The sequence below is a fragment of the Pseudomonas sp. TMB3-21 genome (assembly GCF_054898145.1).
On record NZ_CM142718.1, the window covers coordinates 3,384,344 to 3,408,732 of the forward strand.

Genomic DNA, 24,389 nt, shown 5'->3' on the forward strand with positions numbered 1-24,389 from the left:
GCCCGTGTGTTCAACGTGATCGGCAGGTTCGTGCAACCGCGCGCGGAAACACTCTGTTAAGATTGCGCATCCTTTTTCATGTTCCGCCAGTGGGCCTTCGGGCTGTCGCTGGTGTTGTCGTTTTTTTGGAGTTCTGCATGCTGTTGCCCATTCTTCTGTTGTCCGCCGCCGGTTTTACCGTGCTGACCACAGAGTTCATCATCGTCGGCCTGTTGCCGGCCATCGCCCGAGACCTGGCGGTGAGCATTCCCCAAGCGGGTTTGCTGGTGACCCTGTTTGCTTTCACCGTCGCCGCTTTCGGGCCTTTTCTGACGGCCTACTTCGCCCGATTCGAACGCCGAAAGCTGTTTATCTCTGTGCTGATCATGTTTGGTTTGGCCAACACGCTTGCAGCGTTTGCACCGAACATCTGGGTGATGGCGTTCGCTCGCCTGGTTCCAGCGCTGGGGCTGCCGGTGTTCTGGGCGTTGGCCAGTGAAACAGCGGTGGACATCGTTGGCCCCGATTACGCAGGCCGCGCCATTGCCAAGATCGGTTTCGGCATCGTCTGCGCCACTGTGTTCGGCATTCCGGTTGGCACGCTGATTTCCGATGCGCTCGGCTGGCGCAGCGCCTTCGGTATTCTCGCCGTCATCGCGTTCGCCAAAGCGTTGCTGCTGTTTATCTACCTGCCAAGAACCGACCTGCATCAACATCAGGTGAGCTTCCGTTCGCAGTTCAGGATTTTGCGCAGCCCCTTGATGATCGGCCATGTGCTGTTGTCGGTACTGGTGTTCAGCGGCATGTTCACCGTTTACACCTACCTGGCGGACATTCTCGAGCGCCTGGCCGGCTTCAACGGCACGGTCGTCGGCTGGTGCCTGATGGGGTTCGGCGCGGTCGGGCTGATCGGCAACTCCCTGGGTGGCCGCGCGGTGGACCGTCATCCGTTGATCGCGTCGATGACCTTCTGCGCGTTCATGATTGCCGGCATGGTTGCGTTGGTGCCAAACATCCATTCGCCGCTGGGGCTGGCGGCGGCGATGGGCATCTGGGGCGTGACCCAGGCCGCGTTGTTCCTGGTCAGTCACGTCCGCTTGATGAAAGCAGCGCCCGAAGCCCCGGCCTTTGCGGCATCGTTGAACATCGCCGGGGCCAACCTCGGCATTGGCGTGGGCGCTATGGTCGGCGGTCGGGTGATCGACAGCGTGGGCCTGCAAGGTCTGGGTTTTGCGGCGGCCGGTTTTATCCTGCTCTCGATTTTGCTGGCGATGGCGCTGATGACGTTCAAACCGCGCGAAGTCTGCGCCTGAGTCATCAAATACCGGTAAACAGCTCGCGTCGGGCACCCTCGGTGATGGCGACAATGCCAGGGTGCTTGACCTTGCGCTCCACGGAAATGGCGTAAAACGACTCGGTTACCGCGTCGGTCTGGCCGATCAGCTCAACGCCGTACTGGCGTTTCACCTCGTCGGCAATCACGCTCGGACCAATGAAAATCCCGCTGCCGGATTGCCCGAATGCCTGCATCAACGCGCTGTCATCGAACTCGCCGACGATGCGCGGTTGAATTTGCTGTTCGGCAAACCAGCGCTGCAAACGACTGCGCACCACGGTTTCCGGCCCCGGAATCAATAGCGGCGCGCCGTGCAAGCTTTGCGGGAAATCCTGGCCGTATTGCGCCGCCAAGGCTGCGGTGGCGAAAAAACTGATGCCGCATTCGCCGAGTTTCTGGCTGTACCCTTTGATGTCCAGATGGGTAGGCATCGGGCTGTCGGAGATAACCAGGTCGAGGCGCTGAATGGCCAGGTCGGCGAGCAAGCGTTCGAGCTTGTCTTCGCGGCAGGTGATGCGCATCGGTTCGCTCAATTCCATGGTCGGCGCGATCAGGCGATACACAATCGATTTGGGCACCACGTCTGCGACGCCCACGCGAAACAGAATCTGCTGTTCGTTCGGCTGCGCTCGCAGCATCAATTCCAGTTCGCCCCCCAACTGAAACATCTGCTCGGCGTAGGGCAGGGCCTGACGCCCGGCTTCAGTGAGTTCCAGTTGCCGGCCGACGCGCTGAAACAACTCCAAGCCATAGGTTTGCTCGAGCAAGGAAATCTGCCCGCTGATGGTTTGCGGCGTCAGGTTCAACTGTTCGCAGGCGCGTACGATACTGCCGGTCTTGGCCACCACCCAAAAATAATGCAGCTGTCGGTAATTCAGCATATGTCCTCCGTCATGGCCCGTGTCAGGACCCCCGTCATGCCCGCTGCGCTGACCGCTGTTCTGATCCCTGTAGGAGCTGTCGAGTGAAACGAGGCTGCGATCCCTTGATCTTGTTTAAAGACCAACGTCAAAAGATTGCAGCCTCGTTTCACTCGACAGCTCCTACAGGAGGAGAGGGCGCCATTAGGGCTGGGTTCGTTAAAACCGAAGTATACCGGGTAAAAATACGAATTTTCCTGAACTGTTCACCTCCCTAGAATGCGTCGCTATCAACGGGCCATCGTTTCGGCGCGTTTCGTTCTATCGAGGAAGGTTCATGAAGTTTAAAACCACCGCGTTGCTCATTACGTCTTTAATGGTTCTGGCAGGGTGCGAGCAAGCTGAAAAAAGCGCTCAGCAACTCATGGGCGCGGCGGCTGAAACCGCCAAGCAGGCCATTGACGACACGCACAAAGCGGCGGAACAGGCGATCAGCGAAGCGACAGGCGGCCTGATCAGCAAAAAAGAACCATCTGCCGAAGAAAAGCGCGAGCGCGAATCTTCGTCCCAGGAAATCTAAACCGTCTTAAACGAGTCAGGACTGACCCATGGAATACCTTTTAGAACTAGCTGTTAGCCCTACTGCCTGGGTCGCCCTGGCCACACTGGTGGTGATGGAAATCGTGCTCGGCATCGATAACCTGATCTTTATTTCGATCCTGACCAACAAGCTGCCTGAGCAGCATCGGCAAAAAGCACGGCGCATCGGTATCGGCATGGCGCTGATTCTGCGCCTGGCACTGCTGAGCACCATCGCGTTCATTGTCCAGTTGACGGCGCCTGTGATCGAGATTCTCGGCCACGCGTTCTCCTGGAAAGACATGATCCTGATTGCCGGCGGCCTGTTCCTGTTGTGGAAGGCCACCACTGAAATCCACCACAGCATGGACCCGGCGCCGGAAGATCCGAAGTCGGCCACCTCGACCGTCACCCTCGGTTTTGCCGCTGCAATCGGCCAGATCCTGATGCTCGACCTGGTGTTCTCCATCGACAGCATCATCACCGCCGTCGGCATGACCGAGCATTTGCCGATTATGATCATTGCGGTGGTGGTGTCGGTGCTGGTGATGTTGTTGGCAGCTGATCCGCTGGCCAAGTTCATCAACGACAACCCGACCGTCGTGATGCTGGCGCTGGGCTTCCTGATCATGATCGGCATGACGCTGATTGCCGAAGGTTTCGGCGCTCATGTTCCGAAAGGCTACGTCTATGCGGCGATGGCGTTCTCGGCGACGATCGAAGGCTTGAACATGATGTCGCGACGGGCCAAGCAAAAGCGCGTTGCCGCTAAAGCGTAACCGGCGATAAAACAACGGCCGCCTGAGCTCGAGAGAGTCCAGGCGGCCGTTTTTGTTTGGGTGTTGAACAGGGCCGTCAGTGCGCGGTCGCGTGCCCGGCGTCCGGTTTGTCGGATTCAACCGCAGGTGTCGACTCAGCAGGGTGGTGATGGTGCCGGCGGGTGATCCGCAGCACGCCCCACAACATGGCGGTGGCGACCGCCAGCCAGCCGGCAATCAACATCACAATGGTCATCGTCAGGCTCATCAATGCCTCCTCTCCGCCCTGCATCGGGCGAACGCGCTTCTCAAGTGACAGCCTAGTCGCTGGCGTGTTTCAGGCTATTGACCAAAGGTCACGCGGTACCAACTGCTTCGCTCTAACGAATTCATGGAACTGCCGGTAAAAGCTATACCGTTGCAGCGAGGCATCCTATGATCGACGCTCAAGCCGGGAGCCTTACGCCTGGCGCTTGACCAGAGGGTGATGATGGTATTTACGCGAATTGCAATTGTGGCATTGGTAGTTGGCTGCCTCGCGGGATGCGCGGGGAGTGTCGCGCCAGAAGTGAAGCGTCTGCCGGAGCGGGTGGAGCTCAGCGGCACGTTTTACCGAGGGCAGGACTACCAGAGCGGCCCACAGGTGCTAGCCAGTCTTTTGTCCCAGAGAGGCATCGTGATTACCCCCGGTTTGCTGGAAAAGCCGCTGCGCCTCCCCGGTGCCGAGGCGCAGTTGCAGCAGAACATGCAAAACCTGGCGCGTGAATACGGGATGGTTGTGTATCCCCTCGACAGCCAGCTGTCCGCGCTGTTGACCCAGGTTGCCGCCGGACATCCGGTGATGGTGCGGTTCACTGAAGGCTCATCATTCTGGTCGGAACCACGTTACGCGATTCTGGCCGGGTATGACCGTCAGAAGCAGACGGTGCTGCTGCGCGCCGGAATGAACCGCAGAGAATTAATGGGTTTTGATGGGTTTGAATCAGCCTTCAAGGCCGCTGGCGGCTGGGCCGTGCTGATCCAGAAACCGGAGCAGATTCCCGCGAATGTAGATCAGCAGCGCTGGCTCAACGCGGCGAGCGATCTGGCTCGGGCAGGGCATGAGTCTGCAGCGGCACGGGCGAAGAGAGCACTGGGGGCACAATAAGCCCATTCGTCATTTATATGGCACTGACTGGGGCGGTACCTCTCTAAAAATCAGACGCGGATGTTCCGGGTCAGATTTCCAGGAGGTGTACATGGCTGATTCCAAAACTCCCAAGGGTCCGCATTCGTCGGAGAATGCAACAGACGATGAATTGGGTTTCGACCCGGATTCGCCGGATTTAGCGGATCCTGCGGTGGATCCCGTCGGGCCTGCGATAGCCCCTCTGGATAAAAAGCCCGAAGACAATTCTAAGGCACCGGCGAAGCCTTATGATCCGCTGGGCGATTTGAAACCCTGAGCTTGCGTGAGGTGCGTATGTCTATCGATTCGAGTTTTGATGACAAGCGTCCGGAGAGTGTCCCTACAACGCCCGGCGATGAGCTTGATCCGGTTATGGATCCGGAAAGTCCGCTGCGGGACCCATTGGTCAGGCCTGTAGTGACGCCAACAGAGCATCCGATCGGTACGCGGGATCCAAGTGCCGGGGACGGTATTCCGGATGATGATCAAATGCCGCTACCCAACGATTGACGCTGGATAAGACAAAGCCCCGAATAGTCGGGGCTTTTGTTTGCGGCAACGAATTACTTGGCCGATTCCGCTACACCCCTCGGGCGTTGCTTGAGGTTCTTGTCAGATTTGTACTGCAAGGCTACCGAAGGCACCTCCGCGCTCTTCCCGGTCTCAACCCAACTGCGAATTCGACTGGCATCGGCAAAATGTGTGTATTTGCCGAAGGCATCGAGAATCACCATCGCAACAGGACGGTTACCCATCTTTGTGACCAATACCAGGCAATGCCCCGCTGCATTGGTAAAACCGGTTTTGGTCAGCGAAATATCCCAATTCGGCTTATTCACCAAATGATCGGTGTTACGAAAACCCAGTGTGTAGTTGGGTTTTCGGAAAGAAACGGTTTTCTCTTTAGTCGTGCTCAGCTCGGTCAGCAATGGATATTTGTGAGCGGCGACCAACAACTTGCTCAAGTCCCGCGCGGTGGAGACGTTACGTGGGGAAAGCCCGGTGGGCTCTACAAAATGTGTGCTGGTCATGCCGAGCGCTTTGGCCTTGGCGTTCATGGCTGCAATAAACGCGACATAACCGCCCGGGTAGTGGTGTGCGAGGCTGGCAGCGGCACGGTTTTCCGAAGACATCAGTGCGATCAGCAGCATTTCCCGGCGCGGTAGTTCGCTCTTGAGCTTGACCCGAGAAAACACCCCTTTCATTTCCGGCGTGTCGCTGATGTTGATGGATAAGTACTCGCTCATGTTCTGACGAGCTTCCACTACGATCAATCCGGTCATCAGCTTGCTCACCGAAGCGATCGGCACGACAACATCAGGGTTGCTGGCATAAATGACTTTGTTGGTTTGCAGATCCAGGAGCAATGCGCTGCCGGAAGCGATCTTCAATTGCTTGCTATCTCGGGGCGCCGAGGTGGTTTCGGCGGCATTGACCGTTGGCGTGATGAACGTCCCTGTAAATGCGAAAAACAGACTCAGGATGGAAAGACGAATTTTCACGCTGGCAGACTCATAAAGTGTTGATAAGCCGTTTTGTAACGGACTATTTCTCAAAAGCGCCACATTCTGGAGTATGGCTGAATAACTGTCGATGGTTGATCAATGTTCATCTAAATGCCGTTGAAAGCTACTGATTTAAAGGAAAATCCGCCACGTGGCAGAACGTTTTTCAAGTCAATAAAAAACCCGCCATCGGCGGGTTCTTTTTAAACGACCGTAAACGTCACGGTCGGCTCAGACGTGCAACGTTTCTGCCGCAAACAAGGTGTTTTCCAGCAGGCAGGCGCGGGTCATCGGGCCAACGCCCCCAGGCACCGGCGTGATCCAGCCGGCGCGGGGCAGGGCGGTTTCGTAAATCACATCGCCGACCAGCTTGCCATCGTCCTGACGGTTGATGCCCACGTCGATCACGATCGCGCCTTCCTTGATCCACTCACCTTTGACCAGGCCTGGTTTACCGGCCGCTACCACTACCAGATCGGCGCGGCCGACGTGGCCGGCAAGATCTTTGGTGAAGCGATGCGTGACCGTGACGGTGCAGCCTGCGAGCAGCAATTCCATCGCCATCGGCCGGCCGACAATGTTAGAGGCGCCAACGACCACTGCATCCATCCCGTAGAGATCGGCGCCGGTGCTTTCCAGCAAGGTCATGATGCCTTTCGGCGTGCATGGGCGCAGCAGCGGAATACGCTGGGCCAGCCGGCCGACGTTATAAGGGTGGAAACCGTCGACGTCCTTGTCCGGGCGAATGCGCTCGAGCAATCTGGACGCATCGAGATGCTCGGGCAGAGGCAGTTGAAGCAGGATGCCGTCGATTGCCGGGTCATCATTGAGTCGATCGATCAGATCGGTCAGCGCTTGCTGAGTGGTTTCGGGAGGCAGGTCGTAGGCTTGCGACAGGAAGCCGACCTCTTCACAGTCTTTACGCTTGTGCGAGACATAAACCTGAGAGGCAGGATCGCTGCCGACCAGGATCACCGCGAGACCGGGAGTGCGCAGGCCTTGCTGACGACGCTCGGTGACGCGTTTGGCGATCTGCTGGCGCAGGCTGGCGGCGATCGATTTGCCGTCGATTAGTTGTGCAGTCATTGCGCGTGATTAACCATCGAGAGGGGGAAAAAAGAGAACGCATTCTCGCATGCCATGCGATGAGGGCAAAGGCGCTTGGTCTGCAAATTCCTCTAACCCCTTTAATTAAATGAATTTTTTTTAAAAAAGAGTTGACGACCCTCAGGGCCGCCTATAACATTCGTCGCACTTGTCGGGCACAGCCTAGCACTGGTTAAGAAGGTCGAGCAGAGTTGAGGTTTAATTCGGTTAGACTGAAAGCACTTAGTTTGTAATCGTCCAAGAATACAGATTAACAAGGCGCCCGTAGCTCAGCTGGATAGAGCATCCGCCTTCTAAGCGGATGGTCGCAGGTTCGAGTCCTGCCGGGTGCGCCATTAGGCAGCTTTGGCACAAGTAAGGCAACACGGCAATATGGTGGGCGTAGCTCAGTTGGTAGAGCACGGGATTGTGACTCCCGTTGTCGAGGGTTCGATCCCCTTCGTCCACCCCATATTTAGAAAAGGCGCCAGATTAACAGTCTGGCGCCTTTGCTTTAGAAGCTTGATGCGGATGTGGTGGAATTGGTAGACACACTGGATTTAGGTTCCAGCGCCGCAAGGTGTGAGAGTTCGAGTCTCTCCGTCCGCACCATTACAAACAGCTATTTAATAGCAGAGAACGGCGCAGCACCTGAAAAGGGCTGCGCCGTTTTTGTTTTATAAGTCGGAATTTCCAAAGCGACCGCAGATTTTGGGTCGAAAAGATGGATCGGTGAGTCGCAGATGTGTTTCTCGATGATGCCGATTTGTCCGTCGGTCCCCTCGCGGGGTCGGCTGTCAGGGAGAGATTGCCGAAGTCTTCTATATATAGAAGGATGGATGCAGAGCCCTGGCTTGAAGGCTGTATTTGCTAACAGGGCGAGGCACAACCGTTTGTCCCCGCCTATAAATTGCCTGCTGCGTTTTTACCCGTTTTCAGTAGGGTGACTTCTTGAGTTTGACCCACTAGAATGCATGCCCTTGATTCTGGGGTCGGAAACGGCCGGCTAACGTCTGTGCAACGAGGAATATCCATGCAAGTTTCTGTTGAAAATACTTCTGCTCTTGAGCGCCGCATGAGCATCACCGTGCCGGCTGAGCGCATCGAGACTCAGGTCAACAAGCGTCTGCAGCAGACTGCCCAAAAGGCCAAGATTGCTGGCTTCCGTCCAGGCAAAGTGCCAATGAGCGAAATCAAGCGTCGTTTCGGTGCTGATGCGCGTCAGGAAGCTGTCGGCGATGTGATCCAGTCTTCGTTCTACGAAGCGGTTGTCGAGCAGAAGCTGAACCCGGCTGGCGCTCCTTCCATCGAGCCGAAGTCCCTGGAAGCTGGCAAAGACCTGGAATACGTTGCAGTTTTCGAAGTGTTCCCCGAGTTCACCGTTGCTGGTTTCGAAGGTATTGCCGTTGAGCGCCTGAGCGCTGACGTAGCGGATGCCGATCTGGACAAGATGCTGGACGTGCTGCGCAAGCAGAACACCCGTTTTGAAGAGACTGATCGCGCTGCCCAGAACGAAGACCAACTGAACATCGATTTCGTTGGCAGGGTAGACGGTGAAGTGTTCGCTGGTGGTTCCGCCAAGGGCACTCAGCTGGTGCTGGGTTCCGGCCGCATGATCCCGGGCTTCGAAGACGGTCTGGTTGGCGCTAAAGCCGGCGAAGAGCGTGTTTTGAACCTGACCTTCCCAGAGGACTATCAGAACCTCGACCTGGCAGGTAAAACTGCCGAGTTCACCGTGACCGTGAACACTGTTTCCGAGCCAAAACTGCCTGAGCTGAACGAAGAGTTCTTCGCCCAGTTCGGTATCAAGGAAACCGGTCTGGAAGGTTTCCGCGCCGAAGTTCGCAAGAACATGGAGCGTGAGCTGCGTCAGGCGATCAAATCCAAGGTCAAGAATCAGGTAATGGACGGTCTGCTGGCCACCAACCCGATCGAAGTGCCTAAGGCGCTGCTGTCCAACGAAGTTGACCGTCTGCGCGTGCAGGCTGTTCAGCAGTTCGGTGGCAACATCAAACCTGATCAACTGCCGGCCGAGCTGTTCGAAGAACAAGCCAAGCGTCGCGTTGTACTCGGTCTGATCGTGGCTGAAGTGGTCAAGCAATTCGACCTGAAGCCAGACGACGCCCGCGTTCGCGAAATGATTCAGGAAATGGCTTCGGCCTACCAGGAACCAGAGCAGGTTGTGTCCTGGTACTACAAAAATGACCAACAGTTGAACGAGGTTCGTTCGGTTGTGCTGGAAGAACAAGTTGTGGATACTGTTCTGCAGAAAGCTAGCGTGACCGACAAATCGGTCTCTTACGAAGAAGCAGTCAAGCCGGTAGAAGCTCCACAAGCCGACTGATCGTTTTTGCGGTAAGAAGCACACACCATAAGCCAGCCTTCGAGCTGGCTTATGTGTATTCAAGACATAACTATTTGGGAGTGACTGCAGAGCATGTTCCGTAATTCGTATATTCAGCAGAACTCTGATATCCAGGCCGCTGGCGGCCTGGTCCCGATGGTTGTCGAGCAGTCTGCTCGTGGCGAGCGCGCCTATGACATCTACTCCCGTCTACTCAAGGAGCGGGTGATCTTTCTGGTTGGTCCGGTAGAGGACTACATGGCCAACCTGATCTGTGCGCAATTGCTGTTCCTTGAAGCGGAAAACCCGGACAAGGACATCCATCTCTATATCAACTCCCCGGGCGGTTCGGTGACGGCAGGCATGTCGATCTATGACACCATGCAGTTCATCAAACCCAACGTCTCGACCACCTGTATTGGTCAAGCGTGCAGCATGGGCGCGTTTCTCCTGACCGCCGGTGCCACGGGCAAGCGTTACTGCCTGCCTAACTCTCGCGTGATGATTCACCAGCCACTGGGCGGTTTCCAGGGCCAGGCTTCGGATATCGAAATCCATGCCAAGGAAATCCTCTTCATTCGTGAGCGGCTCAACACGCTGATGGCCAAACACAGCGGGCACACGCTTGAAGAAATCGAGCGTGATACCAACCGCGATAACTTTATGAGTGCAGAAGCCGCGCGTGAGTACGGCCTGATCGATGAAGTGATCACCCAGCGCCCAGCTTAAAATACACAGCTCAAAATAGGCTTGGTCGGCTGGTCTGATCACCGGCGGGCTTGAAAAAGCCCGCAAGAGCCTTCATCTTGTGTTGCAAGCCTATCGGATTTGGATCGAACGAATGACTGACACCCGCAACGGCGAGGACAACGGCAAGCTGCTCTATTGCTCCTTCTGTGGCAAAAGCCAGCATGAAGTGCGTAAGTTGATTGCCGGCCCCTCGGTGTTTATCTGCGACGAGTGCGTCGACCTGTGCAATGACATCATCCGTGAGGAGGTGCAGGAAGCCCAGGCCGAGAGCAGCGCGCATAAATTGCCTTCGCCTAAAGAAATCAGCGGCATCCTTGATCAATATGTGATTGGTCAGGAGCGTGCAAAAAAAGTTCTCGCCGTAGCGGTCTACAACCACTACAAGCGCCTGAACCAGCGTGACAAAAAGAATGACGACGTCGAGCTCGGCAAAAGCAACATCTTGCTGATCGGCCCTACCGGCTCGGGTAAAACCCTGCTGGCCGAGACGTTGGCTCGCTTGCTGAATGTTCCTTTCACCATCGCCGACGCAACCACCCTCACTGAGGCCGGTTATGTAGGTGAAGATGTCGAGAACATCATTCAGAAGCTGTTGCAGAAGTGCGATTACGACGTGGAAAAGGCCCAGATGGGCATTGTCTACATCGATGAAATCGACAAGATTTCGCGCAAGTCTGACAACCCTTCGATTACCCGGGACGTTTCCGGTGAAGGCGTGCAGCAGGCTTTGCTCAAGTTGATCGAAGGCACGGTCGCTTCCGTTCCGCCGCAAGGTGGCCGCAAGCATCCGCAGCAGGAATTCCTGCAGGTCGACACCCGTAACATCCTGTTCATTTGCGGCGGTGCATTCTCTGGTCTGGAAAAGGTTATCCAAAACCGTTCCACCAAAGGCGGCATCGGTTTCAACGCAGAAGTGCGCAGCAAGGAAGAAGGCAAGAAAGTTGGCGAATCACTGCGTGAAGTCGAGCCTGACGATTTGGTCAAGTTCGGTTTGATCCCGGAGTTCGTTGGCCGTCTGCCAGTACTTGCGACGTTGGACGAGCTGGACGAGGCTGCATTGATGCAGATCCTGACCGAGCCGAAAAATGCTCTGACCAAACAGTATGCCAAGCTGTTCGAGATGGAAGGCGTAGACCTGGAATTCCGGGCCGACGCACTCAAATCGGTCGCCAAGCGTGCCCTGGAACGTAAAACCGGTGCCCGTGGACTGCGCTCGATTCTCGAAGGTGTATTGCTCGACACCATGTACGAAATTCCCTCGCAGTCCGAGGTGAGTAAAGTGGTGATCGACGAAAGCGTGATAGAAGGCAAGTCCAAGCCACTGTATATCTATGAAAACAGTGAGCCGGCTGCCAAGGCTGCACCAGACGCTTAAGCGTCATGCAGCTGGAATAAAGAAGGGGCCTTCGGGCCCCTTTGCTTTTAAAGCAGTTTTTGCGCCCGCTTTGAGCTTGTTTTTTTTGAGAGCAGCCCCCATCTTGGTTTCAAGTTTACTCCCATCTGTTTACGGCCTTATGGCCGCCGTAGAGGCGAAATCATGAAGACAACCATCGAATTGCCTCTCCTGCCATTGCGCGACGTCGTGGTTTATCCGCACATGGTTATCCCGCTGTTCGTGGGGCGCGAGAAATCCATCGAAGCCCTCGAGGCAGCGATGACGGGCGACAAGCAGATATTGCTGATTGCTCAGAGAAACCCAGCCGACGACGATCCCGGTGAAGACGCGCTTTATCGCGTGGGTACGATTGCCACTGTCCTGCAACTGCTCAAGTTGCCAGACGGCACGGTCAAGGTGCTGGTCGAAGGTGAGCAGCGGGGCGCCGTCGAGCGCTTCAGCGAAGTGGACGGCCACTGCCGCGCAGAAGTTTCCCTGATCGATGAAGTCGACGCGCCGGAGCGCGAGTCGGAAGTGTTCGTGCGCAGTCTGCTCTCGCAGTTCGAGCAATATGTTCAGCTGGGCAAGAAAGTCCCGGCTGAGGTGCTGTCGTCGCTCAACAGCATCGACGAGCCAGGCCGTCTGGTTGACACCATGGCCGCGCACATGGCGTTGAAGATCGAACAGAAGCAGGAAATTCTCGAAATCATTGATTTGTCCGCCCGCGTCGAGCATGTCCTGGCGTTGCTGGATGGCGAGATCGATTTGTTGCAAGTCGAAAAACGAATTCGCGGTCGTGTCAAAAAACAAATGGAGCGCAGTCAGCGCGAGTACTACCTGAATGAGCAGATGAAGGCTATTCAGAAAGAACTTGGCGATAGCGACGAAGGCCATAACGAAATCGAAGAGCTGAAAAAGCGCATCGATGCCGCCGGTCTGCCCAAGGACGCTCTGGCCAAAGCGCAGGGCGAGCTGAACAAGCTCAAGCAAATGTCGCCAATGTCCGCAGAAGCGACGGTGGTGCGGTCGTACATCGACTGGCTGGTGCAGGTGCCGTGGAAAGCCCAGAGTAAAGTGCGTCTGGACCTCGCCCGTGCCGAAGACATTCTCGATGCCGACCATTACGGTCTGGAAGAAGTCAAAGAACGGATCCTCGAATACCTCGCCGTGCAAAAGCGTGTGAAGAAAATTCGTGGTCCGGTGTTGTGCCTGGTCGGTCCTCCAGGCGTGGGTAAAACCTCCCTGGCGGAATCGATTGCTCATGCCACCAACCGTAAATTCGTGCGCATGGCCTTGGGCGGTGTGCGCGATGAAGCGGAAATTCGTGGCCATCGCCGAACTTATATCGGTTCGATGCCAGGAAGATTGATTCAAAAGATGACCAAAGTGGGCGTTCGCAACCCGCTGTTTCTGCTCGATGAAATCGACAAAATGGGCAGCGACATGCGTGGCGATCCGGCGTCAGCGTTGCTGGAAGTGCTCGACCCCGAGCAGAACCACAACTTCAACGATCACTACCTGGAAGTCGACTACGATCTGTCCGATGTGATGTTCCTCTGCACTTCGAACTCGATGAACATCCCGCCGGCACTGCTGGACAGGATGGAAGTGATTCGTCTGCCGGGTTACACCGAAGACGAGAAGATCAACATCGCCGTCAAATACCTTTCGCCAAAGCAGATTACCGCTAACGGCCTGAAGAAGGGCGAGCTGGAATTCGACGCTGAGGCGATCCGCGACATCATCCGTTACTACACTCGCGAGGCCGGTGTGCGCGGGCTTGAGCGCCAGATTGCCAAGGTCTGCCGCAAGGCCGTCAAAGAGCATGCGCTGGAAAAACGCTTCTCGGTGAAAGTCACTGCGGACATGCTGGAACACTTCCTCGGCGTGCGTAAATTCCGCTACGGCCTGGCTGAGTCGCAGGACCAGATCGGTCAAGTGACTGGCTTGGCGTGGACTCAGGTCGGCGGCGAATTGCTGACCATCGAAGCGGCGGTTGTGCCGGGCAAAGGTCAGTTGATCAAGACGGGTTCGCTGGGTGACGTGATGGTCGAATCCATCACGGCCGCACTCACCGTTGTTCGTAGCCGGGCGAAAAGCCTGGGCATCCCTCTGGACTTCCACGAGAAGCGCGACACGCACATCCACATGCCGGAAGGGGCTACCCCGAAGGACGGCCCTAGCGCCGGTGTGGGCATGTGTACGGCGCTGGTATCGGCCCTTACCGGCATTCCGGTGCGCGCTGATGTCGCCATGACCGGCGAAATCACTCTGCGTGGTCAGGTCCTGGCCATTGGCGGTCTGAAAGAGAAACTGCTCGCGGCTCACCGTGGTGGAATCAAGACTGTGATCATTCCTGAGGAGAACGTGCGCGATTTGAAGGAAATTCCTGACAACATCAAGCAGGATCTTCAGATCAAACCGGTTAAATGGATTGACGAGGTCCTGCAAATTGCGCTGCAATACGCGCCGGAGCCCCTTCCTGATGTGGCCCCGGAGATCGTCGCAAAGGATGAAAAACGCGAGTCTGACTCTAAGGAAAGAATTAGCACGCATTAATACGCATTTGCCTGAGGGGCTTGTTGACAGCTTTTTGGAGCCCTTGTTATAAAGCGGCTCTTAAGTGTCTGTAGGCCATTCAGCACTCGTTTTTGCTTTCACCAAAAAACTTAGAATCATACTCAAAATAGATATAAGGGGACTTAGAGTGAACAAGTCGGAACTGATTGATGCTATCGCTGCATCCGCTGATATCCCGAAAGCTGCTGCTGGCCGTGCGCTGGACGCTGTAATCGAATCCGTTACTGGTGCTCTGAAGGCCGGTGATTCCGTTGTTCTGGTCGGTTTCGGTACTTTCTCCGTGACTGATCGTCCAGCTCGCATCGGTCGTAACCCACAGACCGGTAAGACTCTGGAAATCGCAGCTGCTAAAAAACCAGGCTTCAAAGCCGGTAAAGCACTGAAAGAAGCAGTCAACTAAGTCAGATTCAGGTTTTTTGCCTATCCGGGTCGGGGTCATACCTGACCTGGCAGCGGAGCGGTAGTCCAGTCGGCGAGTCGCCGGTCCGAGACACCGGGGGTCGCACGTTCGAACCCTTGGTCCGCTCCGCCAGTTACGAGAAGGCGCATCCTCGGATGCGCCTTTCTTCTATCCGGATTCTACCCACGCTCCACGGTTGCCTAATTTTGAAGTTCAACCGTTTCTGGGGGACGCATGCTGCAGAATATCAGGGACAATTCACAAGGCTGGATTGCCAAAACCATCATCGGGATCATCGTTGTACTGATGGCTTTCACCGGTGTAGAGGCCATTTTTCAGGCCACGACCAATAGCCAGAACGCGGCTGAAGTCAATGGTGACGAAATCACTCAGGGCGAGCTGAGCCAAGCGGTTGACATGCAACGCCGCCAACTCATGCAGCAGCTGGGCAAAGATTTCGATGCTTCTCTGCTTGATGAGAAAATGTTACGCGACTCGGCTCTCAAGGGCTTGATCGACCGCAAACTGCTGCTTCAGGGCGCAGAAGAATCGAAATTCGCATTCTCCGAAGCCGCGCTGGATCAAGTGATCCTGCAGACGCCGGAATTCCAGGTGGACGGCAAGTTTAGCGCCGAGCGGTTTGACCAGGTGATTCGTCAGCTGGGTTATAGCCGTATGCAGTTCCGTCAGATGCTGACTCAGGAAATGCTCATCGGTCAGTTGCGCGCGGGTCTGGCTGGCAGCGGTTTTGTCACCGACGCACAGGTTCTCGCTTTTGCCCGTCTGGAAAAACAGACGCGCGATTTCGCCTCCCTGAACGTCAAGGCTGACCCGGCGGCGGTCAACGTGACCGACGAAGAGGTCAAGGCCTACTACGACGAACATGCAAAGGAATTCATGACGCCGGATCAGGTAATCGTCGACTACATCGAGCTGAAGAAGTCTTCCTTCTTTGATCAGGTAGCGGTCAAGGACGAAGACCTGCAAGCCGCGTATCAGAAAGAAATCGCGAACCTCTCCGAGCAACGCCGGGCCGCGCACATTCTGATCGAAGTGAACGACAAGGTTACCGAGGCGCAAGCCAAGGCGAAGATCGAAGAAGTGCAGGCGCGTCTGGAGAAGGGCGAGAAATTCGAGGCATTGGCCAAGGAGTTCTCCCAGGATCCGGGTTCGGCTACCAACGGCGGTGATCTCGGTTATGCCGGTCCGGGTGTTTACGATCCAGCGTTCGAAACCGCGCTGTACGGTTTGACCAAGGATCAGGTGTCTGCCCCGGTTCGCACCGATTTCGGCTTCCACTTGATCAAGCTGTTGGGCGTGGAAGCGCCTGAAGTGCCGACGTTGGCCAGCCTGAAGGACAAGCTGACCCGCGAGCTGAAAACCCAGCAAGTCGAGCAGCATTTCGTCGAGGCGACCAAGCAGTTGGAAGACTCTTCGTTCGAAGCGTCTGACCTGGCTCAACCGGCGCAGGACCTCAAGCTGACCGTGCACACCTCCAAGCCTTTCGGCCGTGAAGGTGGCGAAGGCGTGACAGCGAACCGTGCGGTGGTAACTGCCGCGTTCAGCCCGGAAGTGCTGGATGAAGGGGCGAACAGCACTGCGCTCGAGCTCGATCCGGAAACCGTGATCGTCTTGCGCGCCAAAGAGCACCTCAAGCCTGCGCAACTGCCGTTGGAAAACGTGTCTGCCGCGATTCGCAGTCAATTGGCCAAGGAGCACGCCAGTGCTGCCGCCAAGACCAAGGCCGACGAGTTGATTGCCAGCCTGCGCGAGGGCAAAACCCCGCTGGACAAGGCCATCGATGGCCAGAGCTGGAAAGTGACAGCTGGCGCGACGCGTGCTCAGGAAGGCGTTGATCCGGCTGTGCTGCAAGCACTGTTCCGCATGCCGAAACCGGCGGCGCAAGACAAGCCGACATTCAGCAGCGTGACGCTTGCCGATGGCAGCCTCGTGATCGTGCGCCTCAACAGCGTGAACGAAGCCGCAGCGCCGTCAGAAGAAGAGAAGGCGCAATACCGTCGCTTCCTCGCTTCGCGCATTGGCCAGCAAGACTTTGCGGCCTTCCGCAAGCAGCTGGAAGCTGAGGCGAAGATCGAACGTTTCTGATGTTTGATTGATCTGCCTGTTGCACAAAAACCCCGGTCTGAACGCCGGGGTTTTTTTATGCGCGCGGGAAAATCCCGGAACGTCAATCGGCCTGGAGAGTCGCCGGCAACTTTTTTCGGGAAATTGCAGTCAGTAACCCGGTAACTGTTTCAAGACGCTAATGGGTGCGACGCTAAGCATTGATATGTTGCACAATACGCCCCGAACCGTTTTCCTCAGGATGTTCAATGTTTAAATCAATTCCCATGCGGGTTGTCGGGCTGGCGTTGGTGCTGGCCGCTGCGGCCGGTTGCTCGTCGAAGAAAGCCGAGATCTACGAGCATGAGAACTTCGATGACTCTGGTACCTTCTCGCGCAATTACCCGGTAACCGATGCGCAAACCTGCGAAGCCGTCCGTCGGGCGCTGCTCAGTCAGGGCTATATCATCACCGCCAGTGATTCGAAACTGGTGAGCGGACATAAAAGCTTCCAGCAAACCGGCGAAACTCATATGGAGATCAGCTTCAACGTGGTCTGCGCCGATGATGGCAGCGAAGGGCATCACGCCACCGTGTTTGCCAACGCCTTGCAGGACCGCTATGCGCTGAAGAAGACCAACAACTCGGCCAGCCTTGGCGTGGGTGTGTTGGGCTCGGTGTCGATGCCGATTGGCTCCTCCGATGACTCGATGGTCAAGGTCGCCAGCGAAACCGTGTCCTCCGCAAAATTCTACGAGCGCTTTTTTGCGTTGGTCGAGCAGTTCCTGCCACCAGAAACAAAAAGAGCTGCGCACATCACCGAGAAGCCTAAAACCGACCTCGGCATGCCGGAAGTCCAGGCTGCCCCAGCCGCGCTGGCGCCCGCGCCGACCTCTACGCCGACGCCTGCTCCAGCCGCTACTCCTGAGCCGGCGCCTGTGCCAGCTCCCATGGCTGAGCCAGTGACCACGCCGGTCATACAGCCTGAGCCTGCCCCGACGCCATCGGCCTCCGAGCCTTTTGCGCCGCCAGCAGAAACAGCGCCGATTACGCCTAACGAATCGTATGAGCCTGCCCCGTCGTCGGAAACCATCACGCCGCCACCGCAATCCGACCTGCCGCCGCCGTCAGAACCGATCTCGACGATGCCTCAGTAAACGGTTGCCATATGCCGGGATCGGCCCCTGACGATCCCGGCACGGCTTGCCCTGTTGATCCGCGTCAATCCCGGCAGAAGTTCTTCTGCCGCAGCGAAAAAATCCTCTGATAAATCCCTGACTCGCTGCTACGTTTTATCAAGTAGCCGCGAGCTGTCGTGCCTGCGTCATTTTTCTTTCACGCGGGCACTTTATGCTCAATCAACAGGTCATTAATTCAGGCATTTATTCTAGGCGTGGGGGATTGAATATGGACGAGTATCAAGAAGAGCTGCTTGAGTTCCAGGCATTTGAACTGGACCCGCTGGAGCCTGCTGAAGACGCTACCGAGCTCTAGAATTCAGGCAGTTTGACGATGGCTACGGCGAAATTCGCCGGGCGTCTGTCCGCTCCAGCGTTTGAACGCCCGCTGGAAGGCTTCGGCAGATGCAAAGCCCAGCAGGTACGCGATTTCGCCGAATGCCAGTTCGGTGTCGCGAATGTAGGTCATGGCCAGGTCGCGACGAGTGTCGTTGAGAATCGCACGAAATTGCGTGCCTTCTTCTGCGAGTTTGCGGCGCAAGGTCCAGGTGGGCAGCTTCAGACGTGCCGCCACTTCTTCCAGGTCGGGCTCCCGGCCACCATTGAGTAAAGGCCCCAAGAGCTGTGTGATACGTTCACGCAAGCTGCGGGTTCGTGTCATTTGCTCCAGTTCCCGCTCACACAGTTGCAGCAGGTGACGCCAGGTACTGGGGCAGTGCAGCGGATTTCTAAGAGCAAGGCTCGCCAGGCTCAGGCGCAGTTGATTTTGCTCGGCGCCAAACTGAATCGGACAGTCACCAAGCGCTGCATACGCGTCCACGTAACTTGGCTGTTCGAATTCGATATCGACGCGTTCAGCCTGCAGTGCAGTAGCGCTGACGCTGGACAATTGCTGCAACCATCCTGCGATGATCGAATCCACCACGAAGCGGTTGTAAGTGTTGTAGGGGCTGATGGAATAGAACCGCAGCCATGCACCCTGGGTGTCCTCGTGGAAGCTCGATTGTCCGCGGTAATTGGACCCATACAACGCTTCGAAGCGAATCAGGCAACGGGCCGCTTCCCTCACGGTTGGCGCCTGCGCGGCGGTGACGCCGGCAAGACCGGCCTGGCTCAAGCGGCTCAACCGACCCATGCGCAATCCCAGTGCCGGGTCCGCAGTGAGCTGAATGGCGCCATGACCCAAGCGCATGTAGCGCGGGATGGACAGGCGGGCTCCGGCTTCGCTGAGGCGTGCCGGGTCCAGGCCATATTGTTCGAGCAGGGGCTGCGGGTCGATATCATGGCTGCGCATGGCGTCGGCGAGGCTGTGGACGAAACCCACAGACAGATCCCCGAGGCGCATCGGCAACGGTTTCATGCTTACAGCCAGATATTCAACAAGCGCGCGCCGCGACTGTTACCGTCCGCAAAGTGCTGCCCGTTGCTGCTGAGGAAGCTCTGGCCGGCGCTGGCCTGATCCCAGAACTGGCCGCGCAAGAACACGCTCATGCCAGCAATCGCCTGACTGTTGGGCGGCTGCGCGGTCAATGTCAGGCGATGCCAGGCCTGGCCCTCGCTGAGCTCGCCAGCCTTGAGGCTGACGGAACCCGGCGTCGACAAACCTTTATAGCCACGCCACGGTTTATCCCAGGTGCCGCGCCCGGAAACAAACGCCGGGACCGCAACCAGTTGCGCACCCTGGCTATCGAGTTTGCGGTAGTTGGCCGGGTACCAGCTGTCGCTGCCGATCATTACGCCGAGACGCCCGGCCGGGGTGTCGACGACATTGAGCGTGTGCTCCCCATTGGCCTCGATGACATCATGTTCAGCAAATATCGGATGCATCTGACGCTGCGGCTGGCCGATCGGTAGCCCGTCGCGACTGAACACCACGCTGCTGTTGTACAACGGACCGCCGCCGGTTTTCAGTTTGCCGTCGATGACTTCAGGCTCGGGCAGCACGATGGAGCCTGCGACCAGGGTCACACGGAATTCCTTTGCCAGGCCGCCGAACAGCGCCTGGTAATCCTTTGCCATGCGTTTCGCCTTCATGCGCAGATGCGCATCATCCAGACGATTTTCGCCCTCGGCACTGATCAGCGCTCGCGCGAACTGTAACGGGTTGCTGACGGCCAGCCAGTTCATGGCCTCCTTGATGGTCGCCGCCTGGTACAACTCGTCTTTCTCACCACTGACCATTAGCCAGGTGCCGATGTGTTCTGGCAGAACCACAATGGTTTTTTCGTTCAACAAACCCTGTTGCTGAGCTTTCTGCAGATAAGCCGCGAGTTTGCGATGCAGGCGCTCGGGGCTCTGATAATCAGTAGGAAACAGTTCGGGTTGTATGCCCAGCAGGTTGCCGCGATCGGCGGGCGTGCCCTGGTCGACGGCGAGGTCGATGCGCAGGTCCGACAGGTAATGACCCGCCGGACGATCCGCGGCCCACATTGCGTAGGTCGTCAGGGCGGCAATCAATGCCATGGAAAAGGTCAGGTACAAAAGTTTGCGCATGGGAAAACAGTCGACAGCCGTGTGCGGGATTCGCTGACTAGGGTAGGGCGCATGCCGGCGCTTGCCAAGTGCCGCTGCGCATTTGGATCAATAAGTTGTCAGTTTCGGTCATTGAGCGGTCGCTGTTGTCCTCATAGTCTGTAACACATGACAGAGGGGTGCCGCAGAGTGCCCCCATTTTCTTCCGTGATTGTTCGTTGTGGAGTTACCGATGGCCGCCGCTCATTATCCGCACCTGTTGGCCCCGCTGGACCTGGGTTTTACCACGCTGCGCAACCGCACCCTGATGGGTTCGATGCACACAGGTCTCGAAGAAAAGCCTGGCGGTTTCGAGCGCATGGCGGCGTATTTTGCCGAACGTGCGCGCGGCGGCGTCGGCCTGATGGTGACGGGTGGTATCGGCCCGAACGACGAGGGCGGCGTGTACTCCGGCGCCGCCAAGCTGACCACCGAGGAAGAAGCGCTCAAGCACCAGATCGTCACGCGCGCGGTGCACGAGGCGGGCGGCAAGATCTGCATGCAGATTCTCCATGCCGGGCGTTATGCCTACAGCCCGAAACAAGTCGCGCCGAGCGCCATTCAGGCACCGATCAACCCGTTCAAGCCCAAGGAGCTGGACGAGGAAGGCATCGAGAAGCAGATCAGTGATTTCGTGACGTGCTCGGCGCTGGCGCAAAAAGCCGAGTACGACGGCGTCGAGATCATGGGCTCCGAAGGTTATTTCATTAACCAGTTTCTCGCGGCTCACACCAACCACCGCACCGACCGATGGGGCGGCAGTTACGAGAACCGCATGCGCCTGCCGGTGGAAATTGTTCGCCGCGTGCGCGAAGCGGTAGGCCCGAACTTCATCATCATCTTCCGCTTGTCGATGCTCGATCTGGTCGAAGGCGGCAGCACCTGGGATGAAATCGTCACGCTGGCGAAAGCCATCGAGCAGGCCGGTGCGACGATCATCAATACAGGCATTGGCTGGCACGAAGCGCGCATCCCGACCATTGCCACCAAAGTACCGCGTGCCGCGTTCAGCAAGGTGACGGCCAAGTTGCGGGGTTCAGTGAGCATCCCGTTGATCACCACCAACCGCATCAATACCCCGGAAGTTGCCGAGCAGATTCTGGCTGAAGGTGATGCCGACATGGTTTCCATGGCGCGGCCGTTCCTTGCCGATGCGGATTTCGTTAACAAGGCTGCGGCCGGTCGCGCGGATGAAATCAATACCTGCATCGGCTGCAACCAGGCGTGCCTCGATCATACATTTGGCGGCAAGCTGACCACTTGCCTGGTTAATCCGCGCGCCTGTCACGAGACCGAACTCAATTACCTGCCGGTGCAGCAGATCAAGAAAATCGCCGTGGTCGGGGCCGGTCCTGCCGGTTTGTCCGCAGCGACCGTGGCGGCTGAGCGCGGCCATCAGGTGACCCTGTTCGACTCGGCCAGCGAGATCGGCGGCCAGTTCAATATCGCCAAGCGCGTGCCGGGCAAGGAAGAGTTTTTCGAAACCTTGCGTTACTTCAACCGCAAGCTGCAGACCACCCATGTCGAGGTGTGTCTGAACACCCGCGTCGACGTGGCGCAACTGGTCGAGGGTGGTTATGACGAAATCATTCTGGCCACTGGCATTGCGCCGAGGACTCCAGACATTCCGGGCGTTGAACATGCCAAGGTGCTGAGCTATCTCGACGTGATCCTGGAGCGTAAGCCGGTGGGCAAACGGGTTGCGGTGATCGGTGCCGGCGGGATCGGTTTCGATGTGTCTGAATATCTGGTTCACCAGGGCGTGGCCACCAGCCTGGACCGTGAAGCGTTCTGGAAGGAGTGGGGCATCGATACGCAACTTGAAGCCCGTGGCGGTGTCGCCGGGATCAAGGCCGAGCCGCATGCGCCGGCGCGGGAAGTGTTCCTGTTGCAGCGCAAGAAATCCAAGGTCGGCGACGGCCTCGGCAAAACCACCGGCTGGATTCACCGCACCGGACTGAAGAACAAGCAAGTGCAGATGCTCAACAGCGTCGAATACCTGAAAATCGACGACGAAGGCCTGCACATCCGCATCGGCGAAACCGGCGAGCCGCAAGTGTTGCCAGTGGACAACATTGTGATCTGCGCTGGTCAGGATCCGCTGCGCGAGCTGCATGACGGGCTGGTCGCGGCGGGGCAGAACGTGCATTTGATCGGCGGCGCGGATGTCGCGGCGGAGCTGGATGCGAAGCGCGCGATCAATCAGGGTTCGAGGCTGGCTGCAGAACTCTGACATCACGCAAACCCTTGTAGCAGCTGGCGCAGCCTGCGTCGGCCCGCGCCCGGTGAATGAATTGCGAGTGCTGCGTCAGGCTCGAACCGGACGCAGGCTGCGCCAACTGCTACCAAGAGCACGCAGGCTGCGCCAGCTGCTATGTATGGACTCGCCCCTACTGTCTACCCGCTTTTGAAAAACTGTCGCCCCGTTGCATCTATGTATTAGGCCTATTCGTGGAAGCCGTCTTCGGCTTCTGGCCAAAATTGGAAAAGCTCGTGGCATGCCGATTACAGTCAGGCCTCGAAGGCCATTAGCAGCTTAGGCATCAATCCACGCCGGTCTTACCTGGGGTCAATTTTTTTCAGCAAAGGGTCGGACAGTCTGTACCTCGGTGGCAGAACTCTGTCGCTCAGTGGCTTATCGTTTCTTGCTGGCTATCACCAGCGTGGCGACGATAAGTCTGGTCATTCTGTAGAAGCACCCAGATGATTCGCAGATTGCGGTTGGCTAGCCTGATCGCAGCTTCTTTACGGCCCAGTCGGCTCATCCAGCGCAACAAGCGGCGGTCATCGGGTTGCTGGGAATCGGGTCGTAGTTGTTGCAGCACCGAATGGGCTCCCTGGATCATCAGGCTGCGTAAATAAACATCACCTCGCTTGGTCATGTCACCCAGCCGGACCGTCTGCCCGCTGCTGTGCTGGTCAGGCACCATGCCAAAGTACGCGGCAAACTTGCGCGCATTGGGAAACCGCTCAGGCTTGGTTTCCTTGGCCACCACTGCCGTGGCAATGACTGGGCCGATGCCGCGCACAGTCATCAGTCGCTTCGCCGTCATGTCGGCGTTGGCAGCCACTTCCAAGCGTCCCGTCAGCACGCTGATGCGCTCGCCCAAATGGCGCCACTCGGCCAACAGTTCGTCGATCAGTTCACGCAGCAGGCCGGGCAGTGGCTGGGTCGCATCTTCCAGTACCCGCGGAATTTTCTGGTTGATCGCAACATCGCCCTGCGCCAAGGCCACGCCGTGCTCGAGTAGCAAACCGCGCATCTGATTACTTACTGCCGTACGCCGACGTACATAACCCTGACGAGCACGGTGCAACGCCTGCATTGCCAGCGCCGCAACGCTTTTGACCGGTACTGCGCAGATTTTTTCATCGCGCCCAGCCCGCAGAATCGCCAGCGCATCGTTGCGATCATTTTTAGGTCCGCTGCGGTGTGTGGCCACCAAACCGGCTGGAAGAATCCGCGCCAGATTGCCTTTGTCTTGCAGCTGCCGGGCCCAGGCTTGAGCACCCGGGCCGGTCTCCATCAAAACCACGACATGAGCCGGCAGCTGTTGGAGAAACTCATAAAACGCCTCGCGCGACTTGATCCGCTGCTCATAACGCACCTGGCCGAGGACATCTTCACCGGCGACCTGAAAGACGTGCTTGGCCAGATCGACCGCCAAAGTTGTGCAGGCCGGCAAATCGGAAGAAGACAGGGATTGATCAATCGAACTATGATTTTTCATGGACTCGCCCTCGCTGTCGATGGCTGTTTAGACTGCCACCGTGGCGCATTGACGCCTCGGCTTGGGCGAGTCCATCCAATTACAAAAAACACGCGGGCTTCGGCGGCTGCTACAAGAAGCACGCAGGCTTCGGCGGCTGCTACAAGGTGTGCTGGCTGTTAGAATTCGCTCTTTGCAGAATGCGC

The 24,389-nt window shown here is 57.3% G+C and carries 21 protein-coding genes and 3 tRNA genes; 17 read left to right on the forward strand and 7 right to left on the reverse strand.

Annotation, left to right across the window (positions count from 1 at the left end; all coding sequences use genetic code 11):
* Nucleotides 1-137: 137 nt before the first annotated feature.
* Nucleotides 138-1,292 carry an MFS transporter gene (locus ACYZTS_RS15515; protein ID WP_461990259.1) on the forward strand — a complete coding sequence of 385 codons (1,155 nt, stop codon included), beginning with the start codon at nucleotides 138-140 and terminating at the stop codon, nucleotides 1,290-1,292.
* 4 nt (nucleotides 1,293-1,296) lie between these two features.
* Here ACYZTS_RS15515 and nhaR read toward each other — a convergent pair whose 3' ends face one another.
* Entirely contained in the window at nucleotides 1,297-2,196 is a 900-nt protein-coding gene (gene nhaR / locus ACYZTS_RS15520; protein WP_461990261.1) for a transcriptional activator NhaR, read from the reverse strand.
* Nucleotides 2,197-2,512: 316 nt separating this feature from the next.
* Here nhaR and ACYZTS_RS15525 point away from each other — a divergent pair, with 316 nt between their 5' ends.
* A complete protein-coding gene (locus ACYZTS_RS15525) occupies nucleotides 2,513-2,755 on the forward strand; it encodes a hypothetical protein (protein WP_028623739.1) in 243 nt (80 codons plus the stop codon).
* Nucleotides 2,756-2,783: 28 nt separating this feature from the next.
* Nucleotides 2,784-3,533 carry a TerC family protein gene (locus ACYZTS_RS15530; RefSeq protein ID WP_028623740.1) on the forward strand — a complete coding sequence of 250 codons (750 nt, stop codon included), beginning with the start codon at nucleotides 2,784-2,786 and terminating at the stop codon, nucleotides 3,531-3,533.
* 76 nt (nucleotides 3,534-3,609) lie between these two features.
* Here ACYZTS_RS15530 and ACYZTS_RS15535 read toward each other — a convergent pair whose 3' ends face one another.
* Complete coding sequence (locus tag ACYZTS_RS15535; RefSeq protein WP_177326979.1) at nucleotides 3,610-3,780, reverse strand: hypothetical protein; 171 nt, start codon at nucleotides 3,778-3,780, stop codon at nucleotides 3,610-3,612.
* 219 nt (nucleotides 3,781-3,999) lie between these two features.
* On the opposite strand from ACYZTS_RS15535, the gene ACYZTS_RS15540 reads away from it, so the two are divergent.
* The 3 genes from ACYZTS_RS15540 to ACYZTS_RS15550 all read left to right on the forward strand — a co-directional run bounded on the left by ACYZTS_RS15540 (nucleotide 4,000) and on the right by ACYZTS_RS15550 (nucleotide 5,190).
* The gene (locus ACYZTS_RS15540) at nucleotides 4,000-4,659 is read left to right on the forward strand and encodes a peptidase C39 family protein (RefSeq protein ID WP_461990264.1); all 660 of its coding nucleotides are present in this window, start codon (nucleotides 4,000-4,002) and stop codon (nucleotides 4,657-4,659) included.
* A 91-nt stretch (nucleotides 4,660-4,750) separates the two neighbouring features.
* A complete protein-coding gene (locus ACYZTS_RS15545; RefSeq protein ID WP_461990265.1) occupies nucleotides 4,751-4,957 on the forward strand; it encodes a DUF6021 family protein in 207 nt (68 codons plus the stop codon).
* A gap of 17 nt (nucleotides 4,958-4,974) precedes the next feature.
* Nucleotides 4,975-5,190 carry a hypothetical protein gene (locus ACYZTS_RS15550; RefSeq protein WP_461990267.1) on the forward strand — a complete coding sequence of 72 codons (216 nt, stop codon included), beginning with the start codon at nucleotides 4,975-4,977 and terminating at the stop codon, nucleotides 5,188-5,190.
* A 53-nt stretch (nucleotides 5,191-5,243) separates the two neighbouring features.
* Here the strand turns inward: ACYZTS_RS15550 and pbpG are convergent, their stop codons facing one another.
* Both pbpG and folD read right to left on the reverse strand, forming a co-directional pair.
* Nucleotides 5,244-6,182: a D-alanyl-D-alanine endopeptidase gene (gene pbpG / locus ACYZTS_RS15555; protein ID WP_461990270.1), complete on the reverse strand. Its 939-nt coding sequence runs from the start codon at nucleotides 6,180-6,182 to the stop codon at nucleotides 5,244-5,246.
* A gap of 234 nt (nucleotides 6,183-6,416) precedes the next feature.
* Nucleotides 6,417-7,271: a bifunctional methylenetetrahydrofolate dehydrogenase/methenyltetrahydrofolate cyclohydrolase FolD gene (gene folD, locus ACYZTS_RS15560; RefSeq protein WP_461990271.1), complete on the reverse strand. Its 855-nt coding sequence runs from the start codon at nucleotides 7,269-7,271 to the stop codon at nucleotides 6,417-6,419.
* A 279-nt stretch (nucleotides 7,272-7,550) separates the two neighbouring features.
* On the opposite strand from folD, the gene ACYZTS_RS15565 reads away from it, so the two are divergent.
* The 10 genes from ACYZTS_RS15565 (at nucleotide 7,551) to ACYZTS_RS15610 (ending at nucleotide 17,941) form a co-directional block, all read left to right on the forward strand.
* Nucleotides 7,551-7,627: transfer RNA gene (locus tag ACYZTS_RS15565), tRNA-Arg, on the forward strand.
* A gap of 40 nt (nucleotides 7,628-7,667) precedes the next feature.
* A tRNA-His gene (locus ACYZTS_RS15570) sits at nucleotides 7,668-7,743 on the forward strand.
* A 55-nt stretch (nucleotides 7,744-7,798) separates the two neighbouring features.
* Nucleotides 7,799-7,883 (forward strand) — tRNA-Leu (locus tag ACYZTS_RS15575).
* A gap of 421 nt (nucleotides 7,884-8,304) precedes the next feature.
* On the forward strand, nucleotides 8,305-9,615 hold the full coding sequence (gene tig, locus ACYZTS_RS15580; RefSeq protein ID WP_461990273.1) for a trigger factor: 1,311 nt from the start codon (nucleotides 8,305-8,307) through the stop codon (nucleotides 9,613-9,615).
* Nucleotides 9,616-9,708: 93 nt separating this feature from the next.
* On the forward strand, nucleotides 9,709-10,344 hold the full coding sequence (clpP, locus tag ACYZTS_RS15585; protein ID WP_028623746.1) for an ATP-dependent Clp endopeptidase proteolytic subunit ClpP: 636 nt from the start codon (nucleotides 9,709-9,711) through the stop codon (nucleotides 10,342-10,344).
* 112 nt (nucleotides 10,345-10,456) lie between these two features.
* Nucleotides 10,457-11,740, forward strand: a complete 1,284-nt coding sequence (clpX, locus tag ACYZTS_RS15590; RefSeq protein WP_007946893.1) for an ATP-dependent Clp protease ATP-binding subunit ClpX — start codon at nucleotides 10,457-10,459, stop codon at nucleotides 11,738-11,740.
* Nucleotides 11,741-11,902: 162 nt separating this feature from the next.
* Nucleotides 11,903-14,299, forward strand: coding sequence for an endopeptidase La (gene lon / locus ACYZTS_RS15595; RefSeq protein WP_028623747.1), 2,397 nt, complete (start codon nucleotides 11,903-11,905; stop codon nucleotides 14,297-14,299).
* A 148-nt stretch (nucleotides 14,300-14,447) separates the two neighbouring features.
* Nucleotides 14,448-14,720, forward strand: coding sequence for an HU family DNA-binding protein (locus ACYZTS_RS15600; protein WP_002552737.1), 273 nt, complete (start codon nucleotides 14,448-14,450; stop codon nucleotides 14,718-14,720).
* A gap of 234 nt (nucleotides 14,721-14,954) precedes the next feature.
* Nucleotides 14,955-16,826: a SurA N-terminal domain-containing protein gene (locus ACYZTS_RS15605; RefSeq protein WP_028623748.1), complete on the forward strand. Its 1,872-nt coding sequence runs from the start codon at nucleotides 14,955-14,957 to the stop codon at nucleotides 16,824-16,826.
* Between the two features lie 227 nt (nucleotides 16,827-17,053).
* Nucleotides 17,054-17,941: a DUF2242 domain-containing protein gene (locus ACYZTS_RS15610; protein WP_461990276.1), complete on the forward strand. Its 888-nt coding sequence runs from the start codon at nucleotides 17,054-17,056 to the stop codon at nucleotides 17,939-17,941.
* A 340-nt stretch (nucleotides 17,942-18,281) separates the two neighbouring features.
* Here the strand turns inward: ACYZTS_RS15610 and ACYZTS_RS15615 are convergent, their stop codons facing one another.
* Both ACYZTS_RS15615 and ACYZTS_RS15620 read right to left on the reverse strand, forming a co-directional pair.
* The gene (locus ACYZTS_RS15615; RefSeq protein WP_461990278.1) at nucleotides 18,282-19,322 is read right to left on the reverse strand and encodes an AraC family transcriptional regulator; all 1,041 of its coding nucleotides are present in this window, start codon (nucleotides 19,320-19,322) and stop codon (nucleotides 18,282-18,284) included.
* Between the two features lie 2 nt (nucleotides 19,323-19,324).
* Nucleotides 19,325-20,455: a carbon-nitrogen hydrolase family protein gene (locus ACYZTS_RS15620; protein ID WP_461990280.1), complete on the reverse strand. Its 1,131-nt coding sequence runs from the start codon at nucleotides 20,453-20,455 to the stop codon at nucleotides 19,325-19,327.
* Between the two features lie 211 nt (nucleotides 20,456-20,666).
* Here ACYZTS_RS15620 and ACYZTS_RS15625 point away from each other — a divergent pair, with 211 nt between their 5' ends.
* Nucleotides 20,667-22,706, forward strand: coding sequence for an oxidoreductase (locus ACYZTS_RS15625; RefSeq protein ID WP_461990282.1), 2,040 nt, complete (start codon nucleotides 20,667-20,669; stop codon nucleotides 22,704-22,706).
* Nucleotides 22,707-23,100: 394 nt separating this feature from the next.
* Here ACYZTS_RS15625 and ACYZTS_RS15630 read toward each other — a convergent pair whose 3' ends face one another.
* Nucleotides 23,101-24,204, reverse strand: coding sequence for an IS110 family RNA-guided transposase (locus ACYZTS_RS15630; RefSeq protein WP_461990253.1), 1,104 nt, complete (start codon nucleotides 24,202-24,204; stop codon nucleotides 23,101-23,103).
* Nucleotides 24,205-24,389: the final 185 nt, after the last annotated feature.